This is a genomic window from Burkholderia sp. 4M9327F10, assembly GCF_005503145.1.
Lineage (GTDB): Bacteria > Pseudomonadota > Gammaproteobacteria > Burkholderiales > Burkholderiaceae > Paraburkholderia.
In genome coordinates, this window is the sequence record NZ_SCNV01000001.1 from 288,635 (window position 1) to 312,744 (window position 24,110).

Genomic DNA, 24,110 nt, shown 5'->3' on the forward strand with positions numbered 1-24,110 from the left:
TTGACCGTTAGTTGCGTTTTTGCGGCCCAAACCTGTACCCCAGAAGTACCGTGGCCTGCTCGGCCGCCAGCAGAATTCTGCCGGGTCTGTAACAATCACTCCATTCGCAGCGCGTCGGGGCGTCATGCCGGTCAATCGCCCACGCGTGTCCCTCAATCCGCGCGTTGGCAATCGATCCCGCGAGGCGCTAGTCAGCCCTCTCGCGCCGGAATGCACGCCAGCCGACGAGCAAGGCCTTGCCCGTGAACACCCCGCTTTCCCCCGACTACGCACCGCCTGACGACGGCCCCATGTCCGCCAGCAACCGCCGCGCGATGGCCGCCATCATGCTGGCCGTCGCACTCGCCACGCTCGACACCGCCATCGCCAATACCGCCCTGCCGGCCATCGCGGCCGATCTGCACGCCGCACCGGCGGCGTCGGTCTGGATCATCAACGCGTATCAGCTCGCGATGGTCGCCACCCTGCTGCCGCTCGCGGCGCTCGGCGATATCGTGGGACACCGGCGCATCTATATCAGCGGCATTGCCGTGTTTACCGTGGCATCGCTCGCCTGCTCGCTATCCGGGACGCTGCCGCTGCTGGCCGCGGCGCGCGTGCTGCAAGGCCTGGGCGCGAGCGCGATCATGAGCGTCAACACCGCCTTGATCCGCTACTTATACCCGCCGCACCGGCTCGGACGCGGGGTCGGTCTGAACGCGCTGGTGGTGGGCGTGTCGTTCGCGGTCGGCCCGACGGTGGCTTCGCTGATCCTCTCGCTCGGCACCTGGCCGTGGCTGTTCGCCGTCAACGTACCGCTCGGCGTGCTGGCGCTCGCCTTCGCGCTACCCGCCCTGCCGCAGACGGCACGCGGCACGCATCACTTCGACCGGGTCGCCGCGCTTCTCAACGTGATTACGTTCGCGGCGCTGATCTTCGCGCTAGGCGAAGCCGCCCAGCGCGAACCGGCGCAGTACGTATTGTGTGCAGCGGCGGTCGCCATTGTGTTCGGGATCCTGCTGATGCGCCGCGAAGCCGGGCACCCGGCGCCGATGCTGCCGGTCGATCTGTTCAAGTTGCCGGTGTTCGCGCTGTCGGCAGTGACCGCTGTGTGCTCGTTCGCCGCGCAGGGGCTGGCGTTCGTCTCGCTGCCGTTTTACTTCGAGGATGTGCTGCATCGCACCCAGGTGGAGACGGGCTTCCTGATGACGCCGTGGCCTGTGATCGTCGCGCTGGCGGCGCCGTTCGCCGGGCGGCTGTCGGACCGCTATCCGCCGGGCTTGCTAGGGGCGATCGGCCTGGCGGTGCTGTCTGCGGGGATGGCCTCGCTGGCGCTCTTGCCGGCGCATCCCCACGTGCTCGACATTGGCATCCGGATGGCGGTGTGCGGGGCAGGCTTCGGCTTTTTCCAGTCGCCGAACCTGAAAGCGCTGATGGCCAGTGCGCCACCCGAGCGCAGTGGCGGCGCGAGCGGCATTATCGCCACCGCGCGGCTGCTCGGCCAGACAACCGGCGCGGCGCTGGTGGCGCTGAGCTTCGGGATTGCCGGCCGGCATGGCCCGACGCTGGCGCTGACAGCGGGCGCGGTGTTCGCCGGGGCCGCCAGCATCGCCAGCGGCTTGAGGCTGTTCGCGCCTTCGCATCGCACGCCGGTGAGCGCGCAGGCGAAGTAAGGAAGCTGCGCGCCGCGCCGTCAGTGCGTGGCGAAGTAGCCTTTCACGGCCGCGACAAACGTGTCGATATCGGCACGCGAGACGTCCCTATGCGTGACGAAGCGTGATGCGTACAGCATCTGCGTCAGGATTCCGCGCTCCTTGAGCCACGCTTCCAGCGCTGCGCAGTGTTCGCGCGGAAACTGCACAAACACCATGTTGGTGGCGTGCGAGAGCACCTTGACCTGCTCGATCTGCCCGAGACCGGTGGCCAGATGCGCGGCGTTGGCGTGATCCTCGGCGAGGCGCTCGACGTTGTGATCGAGCGCGTACAGGCACGCCGCCGCCAGCACGCCGGCCTGGCGCATGCCGCCGCCCAGCACCTTGCGCCAGCGGTGCGCGCGCTGCAGCAGGTCTTTGCTGCCGACCAGCACCGAGCCCACCGGCGCGCCCAGTCCCTTCGAAAAACAGATGGAAACGGAATCGAACGGCACGCAAAGCGCCTCCACCGGCTGCCCCGAGGCGACCGCGGCATTGCAGACGCGCGCGCCGTCAAGATGCGTTGCCAGCCCGTACTCGCGCGCAAGGCGTACCGCTTCGGTCACGTAACCGGCCAGCAGCACCTTGCCGCCGATCGTATTTTCCAGCGCCAGCAAGCGCGTGCGCGCGAAGTGGTCGTCGATCGGCTTGATGGCTGCCTCGATCTTGTCGAGCGGCAGAGAGCCGTCGGCGGCGTTCTCGATCGGCTGCGGCTGGATGCTGCCCAGCACCGCCGCGCCGCCGCCTTCGTATTTGTAGGTGTGCGCCAGCTGGCCGACGATATATTCGTCGCCACGCGCGCAATGCGCCATCAAGGCAGCCAGGTTGCTTTGCGTGCCGCTCGGGAAAAACAGGCCTGCTTCCTTGCCGGCGCGCTCGGCCACGGCGGCTTGCAGGCGTAACACGGTCGGGTCGTCGCCCCACACGTCGTCGCCCACTTCGGCGGACGCCATGGCGGCCAGCATGGGCTGGCTAGGACGGGTGACGGTATCGCTGCGCAAATCGATCATCGGAACATCCTGTATGAGAACGCCTTGGCCGGAGAGCCGTTGTCGCCCGTCTCCGGTAAGGCTGGCGGTGCGGAAACCGACCAGTTTATTCAATTCCGATGCCGCTGAAAACCGGCCGAAATAAGGCCGCCGCCCTCGGTTCCGGTCGTCCGCCGTTGGTCGTCCGCCGTTGGCGGTGCGTCGCGTTGGCGCTGCGACCTTAGCCTTGCGCCCTCAGCCACCCACCTTCGGCAACCACGCCAACGGATCGACCGGATGTCCGTCCTGGCGCACCTCGAACTGGATCGAGCCGACCCCGCGGCTATCCGCGCCCACCTCGCCAATCGTCTGGCCTTGCGCGACCGCGTCGCCCTCCTTGACGAGCAAGGTGCTGTTCTGGCCATACGCCGTGATCAGCGAGTCGTTGTGTTTGATGATGATGAGCGGGCCATAGGCCTCGATCCCGCTGCCGGCGTACACGACGCGCCCGGCTGCCGCGGCCTTGACCGGATCGCCGATCCGCCCGCCGATCACGATGCCCTTGGTGCTGCCCGCCACGAAGGGTTTGAGCACGGGACCGCGCAGCGGCCACATCAATGCGCCCTGTTGCGCAACCGCGCCCGCGCCAGGCGTACCGGGAGCGCCAGGCGTACCGGGCGCTCCCGGCGCGCCGGCCACGGCCGGCGGCGGCGCCACCCGCAGCACCTGCCCCACCGTCACGCTGGCGTTCGGCGTAAGGCCGTTCCAGCGCGCCACATCCTGCGGGCGCTGGCCGTAAGCAGCCGCGATACCCGGCAAGGTGTCACCGGGGTTGACGCGGTAGTAGCCGGCCGCCACCGGCCCCGTCGCCGCGGCGTTCGTCTGATAGCCGCCCGGCGCATTGGAATAGGATTCGGGGGTCGAGCTCCACGGCGTAAGCGTGCAACCGCTGAACGCGGCCGCGAACAACACGGCCATCAGAACCTGCGAAGCGACACGATAGGACTTTTTTGTCATCTGATAATCCTCGACACGTGAGTCAATCAATCTTCAAGCGTCTGAAATAAGTCAGCCTTTACGCCAGCAGAAAGCGGGCCTGCGAGGCGGCACTTGTGCAGCGCAGCAACCCAACCCGCCCGGCCAATCCGCTCGCGCCATTATAGGGGGCGATGCCTGCCGGACACGCCGCCCGGGGGTGCGGGCGGCGGCTATCGCCATTAGTGTGACCATTGATTGCAACCGGCATCGCCTCGCCTATACTGGGTCTTGCTGACGCAAGGTACAGCAGGCGAACCGCTCGCCGCCATGGACTGTCCGTGAGGAGCTCGGGGATGAACAAAGCCACGTTTCTGGCCGTGCAGTTAAACGTTGAAGATGTCACCGCATCCCCGGGTTTGGTCGAGCTGCTCAATACCCACCTTGTGTTCGCAGCGGACGTCGCCGAAGCCGCCGACGCCCTGGTTCAGCTTGCCAGCATTGCCCGGCTGGCGAGCGGTGTTGAGGCGAGCGTGGAGATTCCCGCGCTGGCCCTCGAGCGCTTGCGCGAAGCGCTCGACAACCTGAGCGGCTACGACGAGTCGTGGCTGCTTGCGCTCGAACCGAGCAGCGAACTGTTCGACGACATCGCGCGTCGGCATCGCACGTTGCACTAGCTGCACTGCTGCGGGTTGGCGGCGCTGCCGCCTCACCCCTTCGCTTTCGTTCACCGCACGCACCGCCTTGCGGCCCGGCATGCTCCACCGTCGGCGCCGCCTGGCGGTACCGGGCGAGTCACTCTGAGGAACTGCCGTGAAAAGTCTCCTGAACCGACGCAGTGCATTGCTTGCCAATGGCCCCTCCCACCTCGTCCAGGTGGCCCACGACAATACAGCCTCGCCGCAGGATGAGCCACCCGCCCAGCTTGCCGCGGCACAGGCCAGCGCCGCCGTGCATGCGGAGCCGGCCGAACCCGCCCGGCCCGTCACCACCTTGCGGCCGGTACCGGTGGTGCCCTCGCAAGTGAGCGGGCGGGCCGTGCAGATGGCCGACACCACGGAAGTGGAATGGCTGGCCGAGGAAGAAGCCTTGACGCCGTTCCGCGTATTCCGAACTTTCGACTACTCGGTGAGCCTGTTGTTCCACGCGCGTGAACTGACGTATTACGTGGCGCTGTATCAGGACGGCACGCTGTGGCGCGCCCTGAAAGCGGCGGATCTGGACGCCGCCGAGGCCGCTTTCCATCACTTCGAGGAGCAGGCCACGCGCCTGTCCGAGGGTGAGACGCGCCGCGCCCAACTGGCGGCGCAAAACGAGCAACTGGCGCGGATGATCGCGCAGTCGGAGTCCCAGGCGGAGCGCCTGCGCTGCGACCTGCAACGCAACGCGACCCAGGAGCAGGCAGTGAGCGGCCGGCAGCATCAGGTGCGCAAGGAAGTCGCGCAACTGGAGGCGCAGCGCGTGGCGGCGCAAGCGCAATTGAACAAGGCGCACCGGCAGATTCATCAGCTCAACCTGACGAGCAATGAAGGCGTGCCGCATCTTCCGGGGCGCTGAGTTGACCTGAGTCGACCTGAGCTGAGCCGGATTGATCCGAGCTGAGCTGAACACCGGCCTCAGGCAACGCTTCGCCGTGCAAAAAACAGCCCGGTCCACCCCTCTGAGAGGTGGACCGGGCTGTCTGTCTGGCGAAACGGGCTTACTGCGCCCTGAAGCTTCAGCCTTCTGCGGTGCGGCGCTTAGGACCAGTTGGCGTGGAAGCTACCCGGCTTGTCGGTACGCTCGAACGTATGCGCACCGAAGAAATCGCGCTGCGCCTGCACGAGGTTGGCGGGCAGACGCTCGGAGCGATACGCGTCGAAATACGCCACCGCCGATGCGAACGCCGGCACCGGCACACCGGCCTTGACCGCGGCGATCACCACATCGCGCAGCGCCGCCTGATAGTTCGAGGCGATGTCATTGAAGTACGGATCGAGCAGCAGGTTGGCGATCGCCTTGTCCTTGGTGTAGGCGTCGGTAATCTTCTGCAGGAAGCGGGCGCGGATAATGCAGCCGGCCCGGAAGATCTTCGCGATCGTGCCGAAATCGAGGTCCCATTTGTACTCGGCAGAAGCGGCCCGCAACTGCGCGAAGCCCTGTGCGTACGAGATCACCTTGCTGAAGTACAGCGCGCGGCGCACCGACTCGATAAAGGCGGCCCGCTCGCCCTCGAACGCCTTGACGGCCGGCCCCTGGATGACCTTGCTCGCGGCGACGCGCTCGGTTTTCAGCGACGAGAGCACGCGCGCAAACACCGACTCGGTAATCAGCGGCAGCGGCACGCCGAGATCGAGCGCGTTCTGGCTGGTCCACTTGCCGGTGCCCTTTTGCGCTGCGCGGTCGAGGATCACATCCACCAGATCCTTGCCGGTCTCGTCGTCCTTCTTGCTGAAAATCTTCGAGGTAATTTCGATCAGATAGCTGTCGAGTTCGCCCTTGTTCCACTCTGTATAAACCGCGCCAAGTTCCTCGTTCGAGAGACCCACCACCTGCTTGAGCACCGAATAGCTTTCGGCGATCAGTTGCATGTCGCCGTACTCGATGCCGTTATGCACCATTTTCACGAAGTGGCCGGCGCCATCCGGGCCCATATAGGCCACACAGGGCTCGCCGTCCGGCGCCTTGGCGGCGATTTCCGTGAGGATCGGCGCCACCAGGTCGTATGCGTCGCGCTGGCCGCCGGGCATGATCGACGGGCCTTTCAGCGCGCCTTCCTCACCGCCCGAGACACCCGTGCCGATGAAATGCAGGCCGGCCTTGGCCAGTTCCTGGTTGCGGCGGATCGTGTCGGTGAAATGCGTGTTGCCGCCGTCGATCAGGATGTCGCCCTTGTCCAGCAAGGGTTTGAGCGAAGCGATGGTGGCGTCGGTCGGCTCGCCGGCCTTGACCATCATGAGAATGCGGCGCGGCTTTTCCAGCGACTCGACGAACTCTTCGAGCGTGAAGGTCGGCACCAGCTTACGGTCAGGAAACTCTGCGATCAGTTCATCGGTTTTCTCGCGGCTGCGGTTGTACACAGACACCGCATGGCCGCGGCTCTCGATGTTGAGTGCCAGATTGCGGCCCATGACCGCTAGCCCCACTACGCCGATTGTCTGTTTGCCCATTTGAATTCTCCAGATTCCGAAATGTCGAGACGCCGCGCCGCAAAAACCGTTGGCGGGGCGTCGAGGATGAAAGCATAAAAGAAATGTCTGATTGCCGCTTGTTTGCGCGCGGCCCGAATGGCCGGCACGCGCCTGCTGTCTGCCCGCCCGGCGTGCGAATACCCTTGAGACCCGCCCGGCGCGCTAGCGTTTCGTCAGCACCAGGCTGAAATTATTAGCGGGCATCGCGACCGGCTCGCCGAACCCGAAACCATGCGCCTCGCCCAGGGCCACCACGGTCTCCATGTCGCGCACGCCCCATGCGGGATTGCGGCTGCGCAACTGCTGGTCGAACGCTTCGTTGCTCGGCGCCGTGTGCGCCCCGTGACGCCGGTACGGCCCGTACAGATACAGTACACCCCCGCTGCCCAGCAGGCGCTGCGCACCGGCGAATAATGCCTGTGTGGCGCTCCAGGGGGAAATATGAATCATGTTGATGCAGACCAGCGCTTGCGCTGCATCAATGCCCCACGGCGTGCGCTCGACGTCCAGTTCGAGCGGCGCCCGCACGTTGGCAAGGCCGGCGTGAGCCGTCCATGCGGCAATCGAGGCGCGCGCCTCGGCGTCGGGGTCGCTCGGCTGCCAGCTCAGTTCAGGCAGCGCCGCCGCGAAGTGGATAACGTGCTGGCCGGTGCCGCTGGCAATTTCGAGCACGAGGCCGCTGGCCGGCAGCACGCCGCGCAGCACTTCGAGAATCAGCGCGCGATTGCGTTCGGCGGCGGGGGCGTGCTGGCGCAGCGCGGGATTAGAGGGATGGGGCATTTAGTAGAGGCTCGTGCGCATTCTCTCGACCAGCTCGATATCGTACGCGACGGCGTCGAAGGTCTCGCCGTTCAGGCGCCTGTGGATGGCCCCGGCGCTCGGCAGACGCGAGCGTTCTACGTGGCGCGTGGGATCCCACAATCTGGAGCGGGCCAGCGCCTTCGAGCAGTGGAAATACACCGCGTCGACGTCGACCAGCAGCACCGTGCGCGGCAGCTTGCCGTCGACGGCGAAGCTTTCCAGCAGCGCCGCGTCGGCGGAAATCCGGCCGCGGCCATTGACCCGCAGCGTTTCGCCGACGCCCGGCACCACGAACAGCAGCGCCAGATGCGGGTTGGCGATGATGTTGCGCAGGCTGTCGATGCGGTTGTTGCCGACCCGGTCGGGAAGCGCCAGCGTGCGCTCGTCGATGATGCGCACGAAACCCGGCGCGTCGCCGCGCGGCGAGCAATCGAGCCCTTCCGGCCCCGACGTGGCCAGCACGACGAACGGCGCGAATTCGATAAACGCGCGGTAGTCCTCGTTGACGTACGGAATTTCCTTGCGCAGCGAGCGTTCGTGCGGCTCGCCGTAGAGCTTCTCGAGTTGTTCGATGGTGGTCAGCATAGATATTCCTGGGTTGTCTCAGTCAGGCGCAAGACGCGCGGCCAGTCCGGTCAAGGTTTCGGCGCACGGCGCCGCCACTTTCAGCGCCAGCAGCGGATCGGCGCGCGTGCGGCCGAGATTGATCGCGGCCACGGGCTTGCCCATCTTTTGCGCCCACACGCAGAAACGGTAGCCCGAATACACCATCAGCGACGAACCAACCACCAGCATCGCATCCGCCGCTTCCAGCGCGCGGCTGGCGTCGTCGACGGTCGTGCGCGGCACGTTTTCGCCGAAGAACACCACCGCAGGCTTCAGCAAGCCGCCGCACGCCGGACAGGCCGGAATGCGAAAGCCGCCCAGATCGTGCCATTCGAGGTGGGCGTCGCCATCGGCGGCGGGCTCGGCGGCCACCTCGAGCAAGGCGGGGTTGTCGGCTTCGAGGATCTGCTGGATCGTGGCGCGGGCATGCCGCGTGCCGCAATCGAGACAGGTCACGGCGCCGATACTGCCGTGCAGTTCGATCACGTTGCCGCTGCCGGCACGCTGATGCAGGCCGTCGACATTCTGCGTCACGAGCGCCGGCACATGCCGGGCGGCCTCGAGCCGCGCCAGCGCCCGGTGCGCGGCGTTCGGCTGAGCCTGCGCAACCACCGGCCAGCCGATCATGCTGCGCGCCCAGTAGCGTTGACGCGACGCCAGCGAGCCGAGGAACTCCTGCAGGGTGATCGGCGGCGAGCGCTTCCACTCGCCGTTTTCGTCGCGATAGCCGGGAATGCCGGAGTCCGTGCTGATCCCGGCGCCGGACAGCACGAACAGATGCGGATGGCGCTGCACAAAGTCATGCAGTGCCTCCAATGCGGGCGTTTCAACGAGGGCGGGCTGAAGATCGGTCATGGGCGGGGGCGGCGCGCCTGCCATTCGGCGAGCGCCACATGATAGCGCTCGAGCGCTTCATCGTAGAGATCGAACACACAGGGATGGCAGCCGCTATGACAGCAGTCGTCCAGACCGGGCCGCACTGGCGGCACCGGGGCGGGGTCGTCGAGCAGGTCGGGCTGCGGTTTGGCGCGCAGTTTGCCCTTCGGCAAAGCTTGAGGCACGGCTACATCCGGGTGACATGGGCCAATCAGTATAAGTTGATCCGGCCCGCCGCGCGCAGCGCGAACGGTGAGCCCCCGTTTCGCGACGCGACACCGCGCTCCCCTCCCCTCAGCCGCGCCCCACAAACGGCATCTTGCTCGCCATGATGGTCATGAACTGCACATTGGCCGAGAGCGGCAGATCCGCCATATGCAAGACAGCGTCCGCGACCAGTTCGACATCCATCAGCGGCTCGACCGCGATCTCACCGTTGGCCTGCGGCACGCCACGCGCCATCCGCGCGGCCATTTCGGTGGCGGCGTTGCCGATGTCGATCTGGCCACAGCAGATATCGTAAGGGCGGCCATCGAGCGAGACCGATTTGGTCAGCCCGGTGATGGCGTGCTTGGTCGACGTGTACGCGATGCTGTTGGGCCGCGGCGCGTGCGCCGAGATCGAGCCGTTGTTGATGATGCGGCCGCCGCGCGGCGTCTGCGTTTTCATCAAGCCGAAGGCCGCGCGGGTGCAGAGAAACACCCCGGTCAGGTTGGTGTCGACCACCGCGCGCCAGTCTTCGACGCTGAGCTCGTCGATCTCGACGGGCGGAGCATTGCGGCCGGCGTTGTTGAACAGCACATCGAGGCGGCCGTAACGCTCGCGGATTGCCTCGAACAGAGCGGCGACGCTCGCGGCATCGCTCACGTCACACGCGTGCGCGAGCGCTTCTTCGCCGCGCTGCCGCGCCTCGTCGGCGAGCGCATCGAGCGGCGCCTGGCGGCGCCCTGTGAGCACCACGGTATAGCCATGCGCGAGCAGCCTGCGCGCCGTCGCGAGCCCGATGCCGCTGCCCGCGCCGGTTACCAGCGCGATCTTGTTGATTGCCGTCACAACGTGTCTCCTTGCGGATAAGCAGTACGTCCGCAACGTACCACGTCTGCGTTCCGGCGGCAGCGAAGCGCACCGGCCCGTTGCGCGCCGGCAAACACGGCAGACACGCTCAGCCCACGTTCATCGGCAACAGCACCATCTGCCTGCCCTGCTGATGCAGACGGGTCTGGATTTCGACGGGCGTCTGGTTATGCAGCCACGCGGTCAGGAAGTTGACCCGCTTGAAGATCAGCTTGCTGGCAAAGCAGACGCTGTTCGGAAACTCGTCCATGGTCGCGTCGGCAAGCTTCATAAACTCGATCACCGGGTGCGTGCCGAAGGCGATCCGCGAATCGGCTGCAATGCCATGCTGGCGGCAGAAACCGACGTAGTACGCAAGCGATGCCCCAATGGTCTGCTGCAAGCGCTGCAGGTGCTCTTCACCTTCGTAGCTCTTGGCATCCACCTCACCGACGGCGAGAAAGATGATGCTCTTGAAGTGGCCGGGAAACAGCCGGTTGACCCACAGCAGCGCATGCATGCTGGCACCGCGGTGCTTGCCCACCAGCAGGATGGCGGTTGGCCGCGAGGGATCGGGCTTGAGCAGCGCCGCGTCCTCCTGCGCCGCCACCGGCGGCGCGCCGGCAAACAATGCATCCTCCTTGGCGAGCTGCGCACGCGTATCGCTGTAATGCCGCTTGATAAGAAAGCACAGTGCAATCACAGCGCTCGTCACCAGCACGGTCAGCCAGCCGCCTTCAGTGAATTTCTCGATCAAGGTAATCACGAGCACCGCGCTGGTCACTGACAGCCCGAATGCGGACAGCACGAAGTGCCGCACCCATCCCGGCCCATCCTTGCGATGCTTCCACCAGTAGGTGCACAAACCCAGCAACGACATGCTGAATGTCAGAAACACGTTGATGCTGTACAGCACCACGAGGACGTCCACGTTGCCATGCGTCCAGATCAGGATGGCGAGACTGGAGACCCCCATCACGACAATGCCGTTCTGCCGCACGAGGCGCGTCGACAGATCGCGGAAATGCCGCGGCACCCAGGAATCGCCGGCCATGTTCGAGAGCACCGCCGGACCGTCGAGAAAGCCGGTCTGCGCACCGACCAGCAGCAGACCCGCTTCGAAGGCGAGTACGGCGGCCAGCAGTGCATGACGCGCGAACGCCGAGCCGAGACCGAGATGGTCGATCACACTGCCGAACACCACGGCGTTGAGCGTCTGCCCTTCGACCGGCGTGGCATGCCAGAGCATGTAGAGCAGGATGATGCCACCAGCGGTAAACGCCAGCGACGAGGCCATGTAGAACATCGTGGTCTTGCCGGCCGGCACGCGCGGTTCGGCCAGCATGTTGACGTTGTTCGACACCGCCTCGAGACCGGTATAGGTCCCGCCGCCCAGCGAGAACGCGCGCATCAGGAGCGCGACGACCACCACCGGCCCGAACGCATGCGACATGCTATGCGCTTCGCCAACGGCGTTGGGGACCACATGGACCAGATTGCTGCCATGCACGGCCACGCCATAGACGATCAGCCCCAGGTGCAGAACGACAAAGCCCATGAAAATCGGCAGCAGGACGATGATGGATTCCCGCATGCCGCGAAAGTTGAGACCGGTCATCAGCACGATCAGGATCAGTTCGGTCGCGAGCTTGAATTCCTGCGCACTCACCGGCAACAGGCTGAAGAACGCATCGACACCACTTGCGAGCGAGGTCGCTACCGTCAGCACATAGTCGACCAGCAATGCCGCGCCGGACACGAGGCCCGGACGTGGCCCAAGCAGCGCCGTCGCCACCCGGTAGCCCCCGCCGCCGGTCGGAAACAGCTCGATCACCTGGTTGTAGCCGAGCGCAATGATGAACACGGTCGCCGCGGTGGCAATGGCGAGGAACAGCGCCAGCTGGGTGTGCTGGCCGAGCGCGAGAAACGCCTCTTCCGGCCCGTAGCACGAGGAAGACAAACCATCGGCGCCGAGTCCCACCCACGCGAGTATCGGCGTGACCGCAATGGCATGGCGAGTACGGGGATCGAGCGGGTCGAGAGGCTTGCCGAAGAGTAGTTGCCACATCCTGTTCACTGCTGTCATGGCGTCTCCAGGCGAGAGTGATCGTCGGTGTTCTTCGCACTCGAAATGTAGGGCAGTTATCGGCCGTGTGCCAGTCGGCGTTACCCCAAACGCTTAAAAAGCCGCTATGCCGCCCGCCCAGACATGAGATTGCGTTGCGTCGAGCGCACGAGCCTTTCAACTCAATTTCAATTCGCCCTCCCAGGCGTACCCAAGCATGTCCAGTTGTGCCGCCGCGCGTGTGACTTCGCCACACAGGCAGTAATCCGTCATTGCGGAAACAATTTGTTATGTTATAACATCTCACAATTCACGCGCCGGGCCGGCCTCCACGACGAAGCCCACTGTCCGGCCCGGCAAGAGGATCTACCACCCGCACAACAAAAACATGAAACATCACACACTCATCTCGCGTGCTGCGTTACTGCTGTTTGCGCAGACGATTTCCCTGCATGTCCTGGCCGCCTCGGCAGGTGCGCCGATCACCGGCACCGTGACCGATACCCAGGGCCATGCAGTGGAAAATGCAGCCGTATCGATCCAGGATGCCGACGGCCATACGCTTGCGCAAACGCAAACCGGTCACGACGGCAGCTTCGCGCTCCCTGACGTTCAGCCGGGCACCTATGCGGTGACGGTGGGCGCGAAGGGCTTCGGCGCCAATACCAGCATCGCCACAGTCGGCGACAGCGCACCGGCGCCGCTGAAGGTGGCGCTCGAAAAAGGCAGTGCGATGGATGTCAACGTTCAGGCGCAGCGGCTCAATGTGGCCCGCAACGGGCTGCAGCCGGAAGTCGGTGCGAGCGTCTACCGCTTCACGCAAGCGGACATCCAGGCGCTGCCGCAAGGCGACAACACGCCGATCAACCAGGTCCTGCTGCAGGCGCCGGGCGTGGCCAACGATTCGTATGGTCAGCTCCATGTGCGCGGCGACCACGCCGATCTGCAATACCGCATCAACGGCATCATCATTCCCGAGCCGATCAGCGGCTTCGGGCAGTCGCTCGATACGAACATCGTCGATCAGGTCAACCTCATCACCGGCGCGCTGCCGGCCCAGTACGGCTACAAGACGGCAGGGATTGTCGACATCACCACCCGGTCCGGCGACCTCGGCAACGGCGGCGCGATCGACGTGTACGGCGGCAGCCACCAGACACTGCAAAGCAGCGCCGACGTCTACGGCTCGCAGGGACCGCTCAGCTACTTCTTCACCGGCACGCTCGGCGTGAACAACCTCGGCATCGAAGCGCCGACCTCCGACGGCAGTCCGCTGCACGACCATACGCGTCAGGGCAACGGCTTCGGCTACCTGTCGTACATCATCAACCCGCTGACCCGCGTGACGTTGATGGCCGGTACCGCCGCGAATCAGTTCGAACTGCCGAATACTCCGGGCCTGCCGACCAACTACACGCTGGCCGGGCAGACGACGTTCAATTCCGCCAATCTCAACGAGACCCAATCGGAGCTGAACAACTTCGGCGTGCTGGCCTTGCAGGGCACCAACGGCGGCGCGCTCGACTACCAGGTGGCGCTGTTCACGCGCTATACGCGCACCCAGTTCAATCCCGACCCGATCGGCGACCTGATGTTCAACGGGGTGGCTTCGAACGACTTCCGCAGCAACCAGGCAGAGGGCGTGCAGGCCGATACGACCTACCGGCTCAACGATGCGCACACGCTGCGCGGCGGGCTGTGGGTCGAGCAGGAGCACGCCGTCTTCAACGACAGCGTCGCGGTATTCCCGGCTGACGCCAACGGCAACCAGCTTTCGGATGTCCCGTTCAACATCAACGACTCGGGCGCCAGCACCGGCTATCTTTATAGTGCTTATCTGCAGGACGAATGGAAGCTCAACAGCAAGCTGACGTTGAACTATGGCTTGCGTTACGACGGCATGGACGAGTACGTGCATGCGAGCCAGCTAAGCCCGCGCATCGGCCTCGTGTTCCAGCCGACCAACGCCACCACGCTGCACGCCGGCTATGCGCGCTACTTCACGCCGCCGGACTTCGAGCTGGTCTCGGCGTCGACCGTCACGCGCTTTAACAACACCACCAACGCGAGCCAGGTGACCCAGGACAGCCCGGTGCAGCCCGAGCGCAGCCACTATTTCGACATCGGTATCACACAGCGCCTGACACCCGCGTTGACCGTCGGCCTGGACGCGTACTACAAGATCGCCTCGAATCTGCTCGATGAAGGCCAGTTCGGCACGGCGCTGATCTATACGCCGTTCAACTACCAGTACGGCCACGTCTACGGGCTCGAATTCACCACCAACTACAAACAGGGCAACGTTTCCGCCTATCTGAATCTCGCGTACAGCCGCGCCCAGGGCAAGAACGTCGATTCGGCACAGTTCAACTTCAGCGCGGCCGAACTCTCGTATATCGCCAGCAACTGGGTGTACCTCGATCACGATCAGCGCGTGACCGCTTCGCTTGGCGCGGCCTACGAACTCGGCAAGACCACCTTCACCGCGGACGCGATTGTGGGCAGCGGCCTGCGCAGCGGCTTTGCCAACACCGACAAGCTGCCGTGGTACGGACAGCTCAATCTCGCCGTGATCCAGCATTTCAACGAGCCCATTGTCGGCAAGTTCGAAGCGCGGGTCGTGCTGATCAACGCAATCAACAGCGTGTACGAACTGCGCGACGGTTCGGGCATCGGCGTCGAAGCCCCCCAATATGGTCCGCAGCGCGCCATTTACGCCGGCCTCACCAAGCGCTTCTGATAGCGCCGGCGCCGGAGCAACAGGAAGGAGTCTGAGCATGAACGACTGGACCAATCTCACCGACGCAGCGCGTCTGGGCGGCTGGGTGATCTATCCGCTGAGCGTGCTGGCTGTCATCGCGCTCGCCATCACGCTCGACCGCATCTATGCGCTCTGGCGGTTTGCGCGCATGCCTGCCGCAACGCAGGGCGCGCAGCTTCCCGGCAGCTTGCCGCAGCAGCACGCGTTCAGCCGGATTGGCCGCCTGTTCGACGACGCGCGCGCGCCGCTCTGGCGTATCGAAACGCGGGTTGAAGCCACCGCAGCGCAAATCGAGCGCGACATGAGCCGGGGTTTGTGGCTGCTCGAAACCATTGTCACGGCAGCGCCGCTGCTGGGTCTGCTCGGCACGATTGTCGGCATGATGCATTCGTTCAAGCTGATCGGCGGCGATGGTCTCGTGAATCCGTCCGGCGTCACCGGCGGCGTCGCCCAGGCGCTGATCGCCACCGCGATCGGTCTGGTGATCGCTCTCGTTGCGCTGTTTGCGTTCAACTTCTTTTCGCGCCGCATCGACCGTCTGATGGACGAACTCGAGTCGTTTGCCAACGAAGCGCTCAGCGACCTGCGTCTTGCCGGCGAACAGAGCGGACAGCCGTCATGAAACTGCGGCGCTCACGCCGCTCGAAACGCGGCCGCATCGAGATCATTCCGATGATCGATGTGATGTTCTTCCTGCTGGCGACCTTCATGCTGACTTCGCTCGCCATGCAGCGGCTCGACGCGGTACGGATCAACCTGCCGAATGGCCACGCCCAACCGATGTCGCAAGACAGGCCGCTAACGCTCTCCGTGAACCAGGCCAATCAGGTGTTTATCGATCAACAGCCGGTGAGGCTCGATCAGGTGGCGCCGACGATCGCCCGCCTGCTGCGCCCCGACGCCAACGTGGTGGTAGCCGCCGACGATCACGCCGCGCATGGCGTCGTCGTGCAGGCCATGCTGGCGGCCCGCCAGGCGGGCGCCGAGCACTTCCTTGTTGCCGTACATCGTGAGTAGCGGTTTGCAAAGGGTGTTGTCGCTCGCCGACCGGGAGCGGGTCAGGTTCGCGCTCGCGCTCGCTCTGGCTGGCGTGGTGTGCCTCGGGCTGCTGGCGCATTCGGTGGGCTGGCTGACGAGCCGCGAGTCTGCGCCGCCTGTGCCGAAGCCGATGGAAATGCAACTGGTCGAACTTGCGCCTGTTGTGCCGCCCGCCGCGCCACCCACGGCACCCACGGCACCCACGCCGCCCGCACCTGCCACGCCAGTCATGCATGCAGCGGCGGGGCCGGCCGCTACGAGACCCACATCGCGTCAGGCGCCGCTCACGCATGCGGTCCCGCCGCCTCGCGCACCCGCGCCGCAACCACACGAAGCAACCCAGGCCCCGGCCCCGGAGCCTGCCGCACACAACCCACCCGCGGCGCCTTCGACGCCGGCGCCCGCCGCCGTCGCGCAGGCCGCTTCGAGCACCTCAGCACCGTCGAGCGGCGCGAACTCCTCCGCGCCACCCGCGCCTTCCGGCAGCAGCCAGGCGCGCGCCATCTCCCAACCGGTGCCGGTGCTGCCCGACGATCTGCGCGAGCAGGGCTATCAGGTGACGGCAGTCGCGCATTTCAAGGTGCACGCCGACGGGACGTTCGAGGTGGAACTGGTCAAACCCACGCAAAATCCGCGGCTCAACCAGATCCTGCTGGAGACCTTGCACCGCTGGCGCTTCTTCCCGGCGATGGAAAACGGCCGCCCCGTTGAAAGCGACCAGGAAGTGCGGGTGCACTTCTCCGTAAGCTGAACGGCCGCGCGCAGCCGCTTCCGGCAGACTGCCTGGCAGACTGCTCCGCAAACTGCGCGGCAAACTGGTCAGGCCTACATGCGGAAATCCGCAGCCATGTCTTCGTCGCTGCGTGCTTCAAGCTCACCGTTGCGGCAGGCCTTCATGAATGCATCGTAGTCTTTCTCAACCAGGTCCGCGCAGGCGAACGCATAGTCGGTCAGCGCTTCGGCAAACTGGTCGCCACGGCCAATATAGGCGCTGATCTCAATCGCTTTGCCGCTCGCCTTGGCATGCGCACGCGCCATCACCCAGCCGCACAGTTTCGCGTAACCTTCGAGCAGGTCGTTGTCGAACAGCTCGATATTGGCGGAGAGCTTCATGTCGCGCAGTTGCCGGAAATAGAAATGACGGCCGGAAGGCCCGGTCGCCCAGCCGAGAAAAATATCGCTGGCCGCCTGCAGGACCCGCTGCCCACGCACCACGCGCTCGCCGTCGTGCTGCAAAGACGGTCCCCGGAAGTACTGCGCGATTACCGACTGGCGCGCTTCCTTGATCTGCAGGAAGAGCGGCTTGCCCATATGGTCGGTGCTCAGCAGCACCAGGCAGCGCGTGCCCACGCTGCCGACGCCCACCACCTTGAACACCAGATCCTGCGCCGAAAAATGGCTGAGCAGTTCACGCCGGTCGTGGTTGAGCGTTTTCAGATATTCGCCGTACATCGGGCCAATCAGCTTGCGCCAGTCGCCCAGCGTAAACCAGTCGTCTTCGGCTTCGAACATCGTGTTCGCGCCGTGTACGTGGAAGAGGCCCGGCGGCGCGTCACGAATCACCAGGTGATCGCCATCGTGCTCGCACATCTTGTCGAGCATGCTTTCCTGGGTGCGCCCAGCGGCCTTTTCCATCCCACGCCTGACCGCGCGGCGGCGTTCCGGCGTCAGCGCGGTTTCGGCCATGAGATCGAAGGTAATGCGCTCGTACCACAGTTCGAGGGCGCCGCACTGCGCGTAGCGCGTCATGCGATCGCGGTATTCGCTCATCGCCGTCATCACCAGATCGGCCGCGAAGCCGCGGCTCAGGCGCATATGCCGCGCCGCGACCACCAGGCTGGCGCTCAGACGTTTGAGATCCCACTCGAACGGCCCGAGCGCGACTTCGTCGAAGTCGTTCAGATCGAACACCAGTTGGCGTTCCGGCGTAGCAAAACCGCCGAAGTTCATCAGATGACCGTCGCCGCAGATCGGCAGCACGATGCCGGTGTCGGCAATCCGGCTCAGGTCGTGGGCCTGCAGGATCGCGCTACCGCGAAAGAACGTGAAAGGCGACACAGCCATGCGCCCGTAACGCAAGGGCACCAGTTTCTGCACCCGGCCTTCGCTGCTTTGCCTGAGCAGATCGATCGGGTTGCGATGGATCTCGCCGAGCGTCCGATGGCTCGAACGCTTGGAATGCTCGCGGGCCGCCCGGCCCCGGGCCTCCCGTTCCGCGATGCTGCTGGCTTTCATGCCCTTCTCCGTTATGGTGACTCGCCGTAGCCGGCATGGGCCGCAACCCTCGCCGATACCGTGCCGATGCGCCCTGGGTACAGGCACGCCGGATTGCACTGTTTGTTATATTTTCGAAGACTGCCTAACTGCCACGCTGGCAAGCGCCATCGCGTTGCCGTATTAAATCCTGTGAAGAAGGCGGGCGCAAGTGCCTGCGGGGCAGTACCCGCGCGCCGCGACGGAGCGGGCGGCAGAGGCGGCAGGTGAGAGAGCCGCTCCCGGCGGCGCAGTCCGAGCCGACAGCGTTTCCGCCAGGGCCGGGCGCCTCTTGCATGGCGGCGTGAGAATGTTCAAGATGGAGACCGCCCGCCCTGAGGCTGCCCGCGGGACATCGATCGCTCTGCGTCTGAACCAGTGTTGCACACGCGCTGTCACCCGCCAACCGCTTCACGAGGTCGCACATGAACATCGGTACCTACGGCACACTCGTCGCCGCCTCACTGGTCCTCCTGCTCGGCAACCGGCTGGTGACATGGATACCGCTCCTGCGCGCTTATACGATTCCCGAGCCGGTGGCCGGCGGTCTTGTAGCGGCGATCTTCCTGCTGGTGCTGCGGCTCGCCGGCAACGTGGAGGTGCGCTTCGATACGAACCTGCAGTCGCCCATGATGCTGGCGTTCTTCGCCACCATCGGCCTGAATGCCAATCTCTCCAGCCTCAAGCGCGGCGGCCCGCTGCTGCTGCGCTTTCTGGCCATCGTGATCGGCTTGCTGATTCTGCAGAACGCCGTCGGCATCGGCCTCGCCTACGTGCTCGGCGTCGACCCGCTGTTAGGCCTGCTGGGCGGCTCGGTCACACTGTCCGGGGGCCACGGTACAGGCGCGGCGTGGAGCAAGGTGTTCGCCGAACACCACGGCCTGCAATCGGCCACCGAGGCTGCGATTGCCTGCGCAACCTTCGGCCTCGTGATGGGCGGTATCCTCGGCGGTCCGGTTGCCAGGCGGTTGATGCGCCATGTCGTGGCTCCGAGCCTCACGGCCGATGCAACGTCCCCGCGCTCCGGGAATGATTCGCCTGTGGCCGCAGCCACGACTACAGTTGCCGCCACAGATACGCAGTCGCCATTGGCCTTCGAAGAGCCGAAAGCCGAGCAGGCAACCACGCCCGCCGCGTTCATCGCCACACTGGCTCTGATCGCCATCAGCCTCGCCGCTGGCGAGACGTTTGCGAAACTGCTTGCAGGCACAACCTTCGAGTTGCCGAGCTTCGTCTGTGTGCTGTTTGTCGGCGTGCTGCTGAGCAATGGTCTTGCGCTGGCCGGCAAGCCCGTGATCGAGCATGCCGTGGCGCTGCTTGGCAACGTAAGTCTTGCGCTGTTTCTCGCCATGGCGTTGATGACGCTCAGGCTCTGGGACCTGGCGGCGCTGGCGTTGCCCGTCATCTCGCTGCTGGCCGCACAGACTGTCTTGATGGTGCTCTATGCGAGCTTCGTCACCTTTCGCGTGATGGGCCGCAACTACGACGCAGTCGTGCTGGCCGCGGGCCACTGTGGCTTCGGGCTGGGAGCGACACCCACCGCGATCGCCAACATGCAGGCGGTCACGAATCGCTTTGGACATTCGCACGTGGCGTTTCTTGTCGTGCCGATGGTGGGAGCTTTCTTCATCGACATTGCCAACGCGATCGTCATCAAGGGCTATCTTGCACTGCCGCTTTTTCACTGAGCAACGCTGGCCGGTTTTTCATCATGGCGGACTACGCAAGGTCAACGCTGTGATGCTGGTTTCAAGGCGATCCATAACTCATTCCTAATAGATCGCCGCAGAAACTTTAACTATCTGAAATCCTGTCGGTCCCCTATGCTCGACCCATGATGCTATCCGGCTGCGTAATCGCGCATCCGGATGGCCACCAACGCAAGCCGCACGTGCGAGCCTGACGTACCAACCGGCAACCCGCCTTTCACTACCTTCACTACCTTCACCACCTTTACCACCTTTACCACCTTTACCACCATTAGGGACGAAAATCATGAAGATCTGTATCTTCGGAGCAGGCGCTATCGGCGTGCTGATGGGAGTTGAACTTGCACGTGCAGGCGCCGACGTAAGCTTCGTCGCACGCGGGGCCCATCTGGCCGCCATGCGTGAGCGTGGCGCGCGTTTGCTGATCGACGGCGAGGAGCACAGCGCGCGGGTACGTTGCACAGACGACCCGCGCGAGCTCGGCGTACAAGACTACGTCATCGTGACACTCAAGGCCCATTCACTGCCTGGCGTGGTGGAATCGATGCAGCCACTGCTCGGCAAACACACGGCGATCGTCACCGGCGTCAACGGCATTCCCTACTGGTACTTCTATCGGCACGGCGGCAAGTTCGCGGGCACTCGCCTCGCCAGCATCGATCCTGACGGCAGTCAATGGACCCGGCTCGGTCCCGAGCGCGCCATAGGCTGCGTACTCTACCCTGCGGCAGAGATCGTCGAGCCGGGACTCGTCAAGCATGTGTACGGCAAGAAATTCCCAATCGGCGAGCCGAGCGGCGAGCGCACGCCGCGCATCCAGCAACTTCACGAAGTCCTGCAGGCCGCTGGGTTCGACGCGCTGATCCGCGACAACATTCGCGATGAAATCTGGCTTAAATTATGGGGCAATCTGTGTTTCAACCCGATCAGCGCGCTGACTCACGCCACGCTCGACGTGCTCACCAGCGACCCCGGCACACGCGCGGTATCGCGCACCATGATGCTGGAAGCAAAGCAGATTGCCGATCACTTCGGCGTGCACTTCCGGGTCGACGTGGAAAGGCGGATCGACGGCGCCGGCGCGGTGGGGGCGCACAAGACTTCGACGCTGGTCGATCTGGAGAATCGTCGTCCGATGGAAATCGATCCGTTGCTCACCGTCGTGCAGGAGATGGGGCGTCTGGTCGGTGAGCCTACACCGACCATCGACGTCGTACTGGCGTTGGTGAAGTTGCGCGAACGTATCGCGCTACAGGGTGGATGATTTGCGCGTAGCCGATTCACTCCTGATTGCGAGCCGCCACTTGAAACCACAAAGCCGGACCCGGCGGGCCCGGCTGCCTCCCCTTCAGCCATGCCTTATTGATCGATCGAGAGCCACACCGCCTTGGGTTCGGTGAAGTTCTCGATCGCCACATCCCCATGCTCGCGGCCGAAGCCGGAGTCGCCGGCCCCACCCCACGGCAAGCGCACATCGGTGTACCCATAGGTGTTGATCCAGACGGTACCCGCCTTCAGCGCATGTGCCACCCGATGCACGCGGCCAATATCCGCACTCCACACACCTGCGGCCAGGCTGTAGAGCGTTCCGTTAGCAATCCGAATCGCGTCTTCCTCATCTTCGAAACGGATCACGCTCGCCACAGGACCAAAAATTTCCTCCTGGGAGATGCGCATTTCATGTTCGACGTTGGCAAACACCGTGGGCTCGACGAAAAATCCCCGCTGACCCAGTCGCGCGCCGCCGGTCACGAGTGTGGCGCCTTCGCCCTTGCCCACCTCCACATAGTCCAGCACCGTTTTCAACTGTGCGGCCGAGACCACCGGACCCATCGAGGTCTCGCGCGCCGCCGGGTCGCCCACCTTGATCGATTTCGCCCGTGCAGCGAGCCGCTCGACCACCTCGTCATAGACAGCGCGATGCGCCAGAATGCGCGAGCCTGCCGAGCACACCTGTCCTGTGTTGAAGAAAATGCCTGACGCGGCGGCCCGCACCGCGTTGTCGAGATTGGCGTCGGCGAAGATCACATTGGCCGACTTGCCGCCCAGTTCAAGCGTCACCCGCTTGAAGTTGCCCGCCGCCCCTTGCAGGATGCCGCGCCCCACCGAGGGCGAGCCGGTGAATGTCACCTTGTCGACCCCCGGATGAGCCACGAGCGCATCGCCGACCACGCGCCCTTTGCCGGTGACGATATTCAGCACCCCCGGCGGCACCCCGGCTTCCAGTGCAAGTTCGCCCACCCGAAGCGCAGTAAGCGGCGTAATCTCGGCGGGCTTGACGATCATGGTGCAGCCGCACGCGAGCGCCGGCGCGATTTTCCACATGCCGATCATCAACGGGAAATTCCACGGCACGATGGCCGCGACCACGCCGACCGGCTCACGTATCGTGTAGGTCAGCGCATCGGGCCGTACCGGGACCACCTGGCCTGTGATCTTGTCGCACCAGCCCGCATAGTAAGCAAGCGTGTCGATGGCGGCGGGCAGATCCTGGCGCTGCACGGCGGCAATCGGCTTGCCGCCGTCGAGACTCTCGAGCGTCGCCAGCTCCTCCTGGTGTGTGCGCAACAGATCCGTGAACCTCGCGAGGATACGGCCGCGTTCGGCAGCGCGCAGGGCATTCCACACTTTCAGCGCAGCGCGGGCCGCGCGCACTGCCGTGTCGACGTCAGCCACACTGCCCTGAGCGACGAGCGCAATCGGCTCTTCAGTTGCCGGGTTGATATCGACAGAGTATTCGCCGCTGCCGGGCGCGACGTGTTTGCCGTCGATCAGCAGGTCGTAGCGCTTGAGCTCGATATTCGTGTCCATCATGGTGCTCCTTGCTTTGAGGGATTAAGTTCAGCCGGACTGGCGGCAGCGGCAGCAGCGGCCGGTCGATTGCGCAAGCCGATCCAGCGGGCTCGCATGGGGGCAAGAATGAACCTGGCGGAAATGGCCGCGGCGATTGTCACCACGGCGGAGACGATAAACACCAGATTCCAGCCGCCCATCGTGGAAAGCACCGAGGCGAGCGGCACAAGTAACGAGGCCGTGCCTTTCGCCGTGTACAGCGTCCCGGCATTGGCCGCCGCGTACTTGCTGCCGAAGGTGTCCGCACAGATTGCAGGGAAGATCGAGAAAATCTCGCCCCAAAACAGAAAGATCAAGGCGGCGAAGGTCATGAACGCATACGGGTTGCTGCCGTATTCCATCAGCCCGAGCAAGGCCAGCCCTTCACCGGTGAAGATCATGAACATGGTGTTCTCGCGGCCCAGCTTGTCGGAGATAAAGCCGCATAGCGGACGCGTGAAACCGTTGCAGACGTTGTCGATCGAGAGCGTCATTGTCAGCAGCGGCAAGGTCATGCCGAAGAAGTTCATGGGTATGCGCGCGAGTCCCCAGTCCTTGGCGATGGGGCCTAGCTGCGCGGTCGCCATCAAGCCACCCGCCGCGACAGCAACAAACGACACGTAGATCACCCAGAACAGCGGAGTCTTGATCATTTGCCCCGGCGTGTAGTCGACCTTGGTGACGACGAGCTTCTTGCCTGGCGCGCGTGCCTCGCGCGCATTCGGTTTCTTCAGCAGCATCGCGAGGCCGAGCATGCAAACGCCCTGCAGAATGCCGAAGAAGAAAAAGGCGTGCTCATAGCCGGAGCGCACGATCATGCCGGCAATCGGGATCACGGTCACGGCGGCACCGGCGCCGAAGCCGGCGGCAGTCAGGCCCGCCGCGAGACCGCGCCGGTCCGGGAACCACTTCAGCGCATTGCCGACGCAGGTGCCGTAGACGCAGCCCGCCCCCACCCCGCCGACGACAGCCGCGACATAGAGTTGCGGCAAGACCGTCGCATACGAATCGATCACCCACGCGAGACCGGCGCACACCGCGCCACCGGCCACCACCGGACGCGGACCGAATTTGTCGACCAGCCAGCCCTCGATCGGCACCAGCCACGTCTCGGTCAAGATGAAGATCGAGAACGCCAGTTGAATGGAGGCGTCGCCCCAGTGGTGTCGCGAATTCATCGGCGTGACAAAGAGTGTCCACGCGTACTGCAGATTCGCGACCAGCGCCATGCACAGCATGCCAATGACAAGCTGGCACCACCGGTTGCCGCCGACACTGCGCACTGGCGTCTGCCGAGTGATTTCGTCCATGTGCCTTGTCTCCGCTATCTATT

At 64.7% G+C, this 24,110-nt stretch carries 21 protein-coding genes; 9 read left to right on the forward strand and 12 right to left on the reverse strand.

The features are described from left to right. Positions 1-290: 290 nt before the first annotated feature. Positions 291-1,652, forward strand: coding sequence for an MFS transporter (locus tag FFS45_RS01270; protein WP_137953089.1), 1,362 nt, complete (start codon positions 291-293; stop codon positions 1,650-1,652). Positions 1,653-1,672: 20 nt separating this feature from the next. On the opposite strand, the gene ltaE is transcribed toward FFS45_RS01270, so the two are convergent. Both ltaE and FFS45_RS01280 read right to left on the reverse strand, forming a co-directional pair. Continuing rightward, entirely contained in the window at positions 1,673-2,680 is a 1,008-nt protein-coding gene (ltaE, locus tag FFS45_RS01275) for a low-specificity L-threonine aldolase (protein WP_137952857.1), read from the reverse strand. 213 nt (positions 2,681-2,893) lie between these two features. Next, positions 2,894-3,655, reverse strand: coding sequence for a peptidoglycan DD-metalloendopeptidase family protein (locus FFS45_RS01280; protein ID WP_137952858.1), 762 nt, complete (start codon positions 3,653-3,655; stop codon positions 2,894-2,896). A gap of 314 nt (positions 3,656-3,969) precedes the next feature. Between FFS45_RS01280 and FFS45_RS01285 the strand changes: the two genes are divergently transcribed. Further along, on the forward strand, positions 3,970-4,290 hold the full coding sequence (locus FFS45_RS01285; protein ID WP_137952859.1) for a hypothetical protein: 321 nt from the start codon (positions 3,970-3,972) through the stop codon (positions 4,288-4,290). A gap of 136 nt (positions 4,291-4,426) precedes the next feature. Then, a complete protein-coding gene (locus FFS45_RS01290) occupies positions 4,427-5,170 on the forward strand; it encodes a DUF2968 domain-containing protein (RefSeq protein ID WP_137952860.1) in 744 nt (247 codons plus the stop codon). A 182-nt stretch (positions 5,171-5,352) separates the two neighbouring features. Here FFS45_RS01290 and gndA read toward each other — a convergent pair whose 3' ends face one another. The 7 genes from gndA to FFS45_RS01325 all read right to left on the reverse strand — a co-directional run bounded on the left by gndA (position 5,353) and on the right by FFS45_RS01325 (position 12,205). Continuing rightward, a complete protein-coding gene (gndA, locus tag FFS45_RS01295; protein ID WP_137952861.1) occupies positions 5,353-6,762 on the reverse strand; it encodes an NADP-dependent phosphogluconate dehydrogenase in 1,410 nt (469 codons plus the stop codon). A 183-nt stretch (positions 6,763-6,945) separates the two neighbouring features. Further along, complete coding sequence (locus tag FFS45_RS01300) at positions 6,946-7,563, reverse strand: DUF938 domain-containing protein (protein ID WP_137952862.1); 618 nt, start codon at positions 7,561-7,563, stop codon at positions 6,946-6,948. After that, a complete protein-coding gene (locus FFS45_RS01305) occupies positions 7,564-8,169 on the reverse strand; it encodes a pyridoxamine 5'-phosphate oxidase family protein (RefSeq protein ID WP_137952863.1) in 606 nt (201 codons plus the stop codon). An 18-nt stretch (positions 8,170-8,187) separates the two neighbouring features. After that, entirely contained in the window at positions 8,188-9,045 is an 858-nt protein-coding gene (locus tag FFS45_RS01310; RefSeq protein WP_137952864.1) for an NAD-dependent protein deacetylase, read from the reverse strand. Next, a complete protein-coding gene (locus tag FFS45_RS01315; protein WP_249362524.1) occupies positions 9,042-9,251 on the reverse strand; it encodes an oxidoreductase-like domain-containing protein in 210 nt (69 codons plus the stop codon). The genes FFS45_RS01310 and FFS45_RS01315 overlap by 4 nt, the downstream gene beginning before the upstream one ends. 109 nt (positions 9,252-9,360) lie before the next feature. Further along, positions 9,361-10,119 (reverse strand): SDR family oxidoreductase, encoded by a 759-nt coding sequence (locus tag FFS45_RS01320; RefSeq protein WP_137952865.1) that lies wholly within the window; start codon positions 10,117-10,119, stop codon positions 9,361-9,363. Between the two features lie 109 nt (positions 10,120-10,228). Next, positions 10,229-12,205: an APC family permease gene (locus FFS45_RS01325; RefSeq protein WP_137952866.1), complete on the reverse strand. Its 1,977-nt coding sequence runs from the start codon at positions 12,203-12,205 to the stop codon at positions 10,229-10,231. Positions 12,206-12,572: 367 nt separating this feature from the next. On the opposite strand from FFS45_RS01325, the gene FFS45_RS01330 reads away from it, so the two are divergent. From FFS45_RS01330 to FFS45_RS01345, 4 genes are read left to right on the forward strand one after another with little or no spacing between them, the layout of a single operon-like run. Next, entirely contained in the window at positions 12,573-14,924 is a 2,352-nt protein-coding gene (locus tag FFS45_RS01330; RefSeq protein ID WP_137952867.1) for a TonB-dependent receptor, read from the forward strand. A 37-nt stretch (positions 14,925-14,961) separates the two neighbouring features. Next, positions 14,962-15,567, forward strand: coding sequence for a MotA/TolQ/ExbB proton channel family protein (locus tag FFS45_RS01335; RefSeq protein WP_137952868.1), 606 nt, complete (start codon positions 14,962-14,964; stop codon positions 15,565-15,567). Continuing rightward, positions 15,564-15,962, forward strand: a complete 399-nt coding sequence (locus FFS45_RS01340; protein ID WP_137952869.1) for a biopolymer transporter ExbD — start codon at positions 15,564-15,566, stop codon at positions 15,960-15,962. The genes FFS45_RS01335 and FFS45_RS01340 overlap by 4 nt, the downstream gene beginning before the upstream one ends. Further along, positions 15,940-16,734 carry an energy transducer TonB gene (locus FFS45_RS01345; RefSeq protein WP_249362525.1) on the forward strand — a complete coding sequence of 265 codons (795 nt, stop codon included), beginning with the start codon at positions 15,940-15,942 and terminating at the stop codon, positions 16,732-16,734. The genes FFS45_RS01340 and FFS45_RS01345 overlap by 23 nt, the downstream gene beginning before the upstream one ends. Before the next feature lie 74 nt (positions 16,735-16,808). On the opposite strand, the gene FFS45_RS01350 is transcribed toward FFS45_RS01345, so the two are convergent. After that, positions 16,809-18,218, reverse strand: a complete 1,410-nt coding sequence (locus FFS45_RS01350; RefSeq protein WP_137952871.1) for a DUF2252 domain-containing protein — start codon at positions 18,216-18,218, stop codon at positions 16,809-16,811. Between the two features lie 443 nt (positions 18,219-18,661). Between FFS45_RS01350 and gltS the strand changes: the two genes are divergently transcribed. Together gltS and FFS45_RS01360 are read left to right on the forward strand one after the other, a co-directional pair. Continuing rightward, complete coding sequence (gltS, locus tag FFS45_RS01355; RefSeq protein ID WP_137952872.1) at positions 18,662-19,924, forward strand: sodium/glutamate symporter; 1,263 nt, start codon at positions 18,662-18,664, stop codon at positions 19,922-19,924. 307 nt (positions 19,925-20,231) lie between these two features. After that, a complete protein-coding gene (locus FFS45_RS01360; protein WP_137952873.1) occupies positions 20,232-21,209 on the forward strand; it encodes a 2-dehydropantoate 2-reductase in 978 nt (325 codons plus the stop codon). A 95-nt stretch (positions 21,210-21,304) separates the two neighbouring features. Here FFS45_RS01360 and FFS45_RS01365 read toward each other — a convergent pair whose 3' ends face one another. After that, positions 21,305-22,756: an aldehyde dehydrogenase family protein gene (locus tag FFS45_RS01365; RefSeq protein ID WP_137953091.1), complete on the reverse strand. Its 1,452-nt coding sequence runs from the start codon at positions 22,754-22,756 to the stop codon at positions 21,305-21,307. Next, positions 22,756-24,087, reverse strand: a complete 1,332-nt coding sequence (gene oxlT, locus FFS45_RS01370) for an oxalate/formate MFS antiporter (protein WP_137952874.1) — start codon at positions 24,085-24,087, stop codon at positions 22,756-22,758. Before oxlT ends, FFS45_RS01365 begins: the two co-directional genes overlap by 1 nt. Between the last annotated feature and the right edge of the window lie 23 nt (positions 24,088-24,110).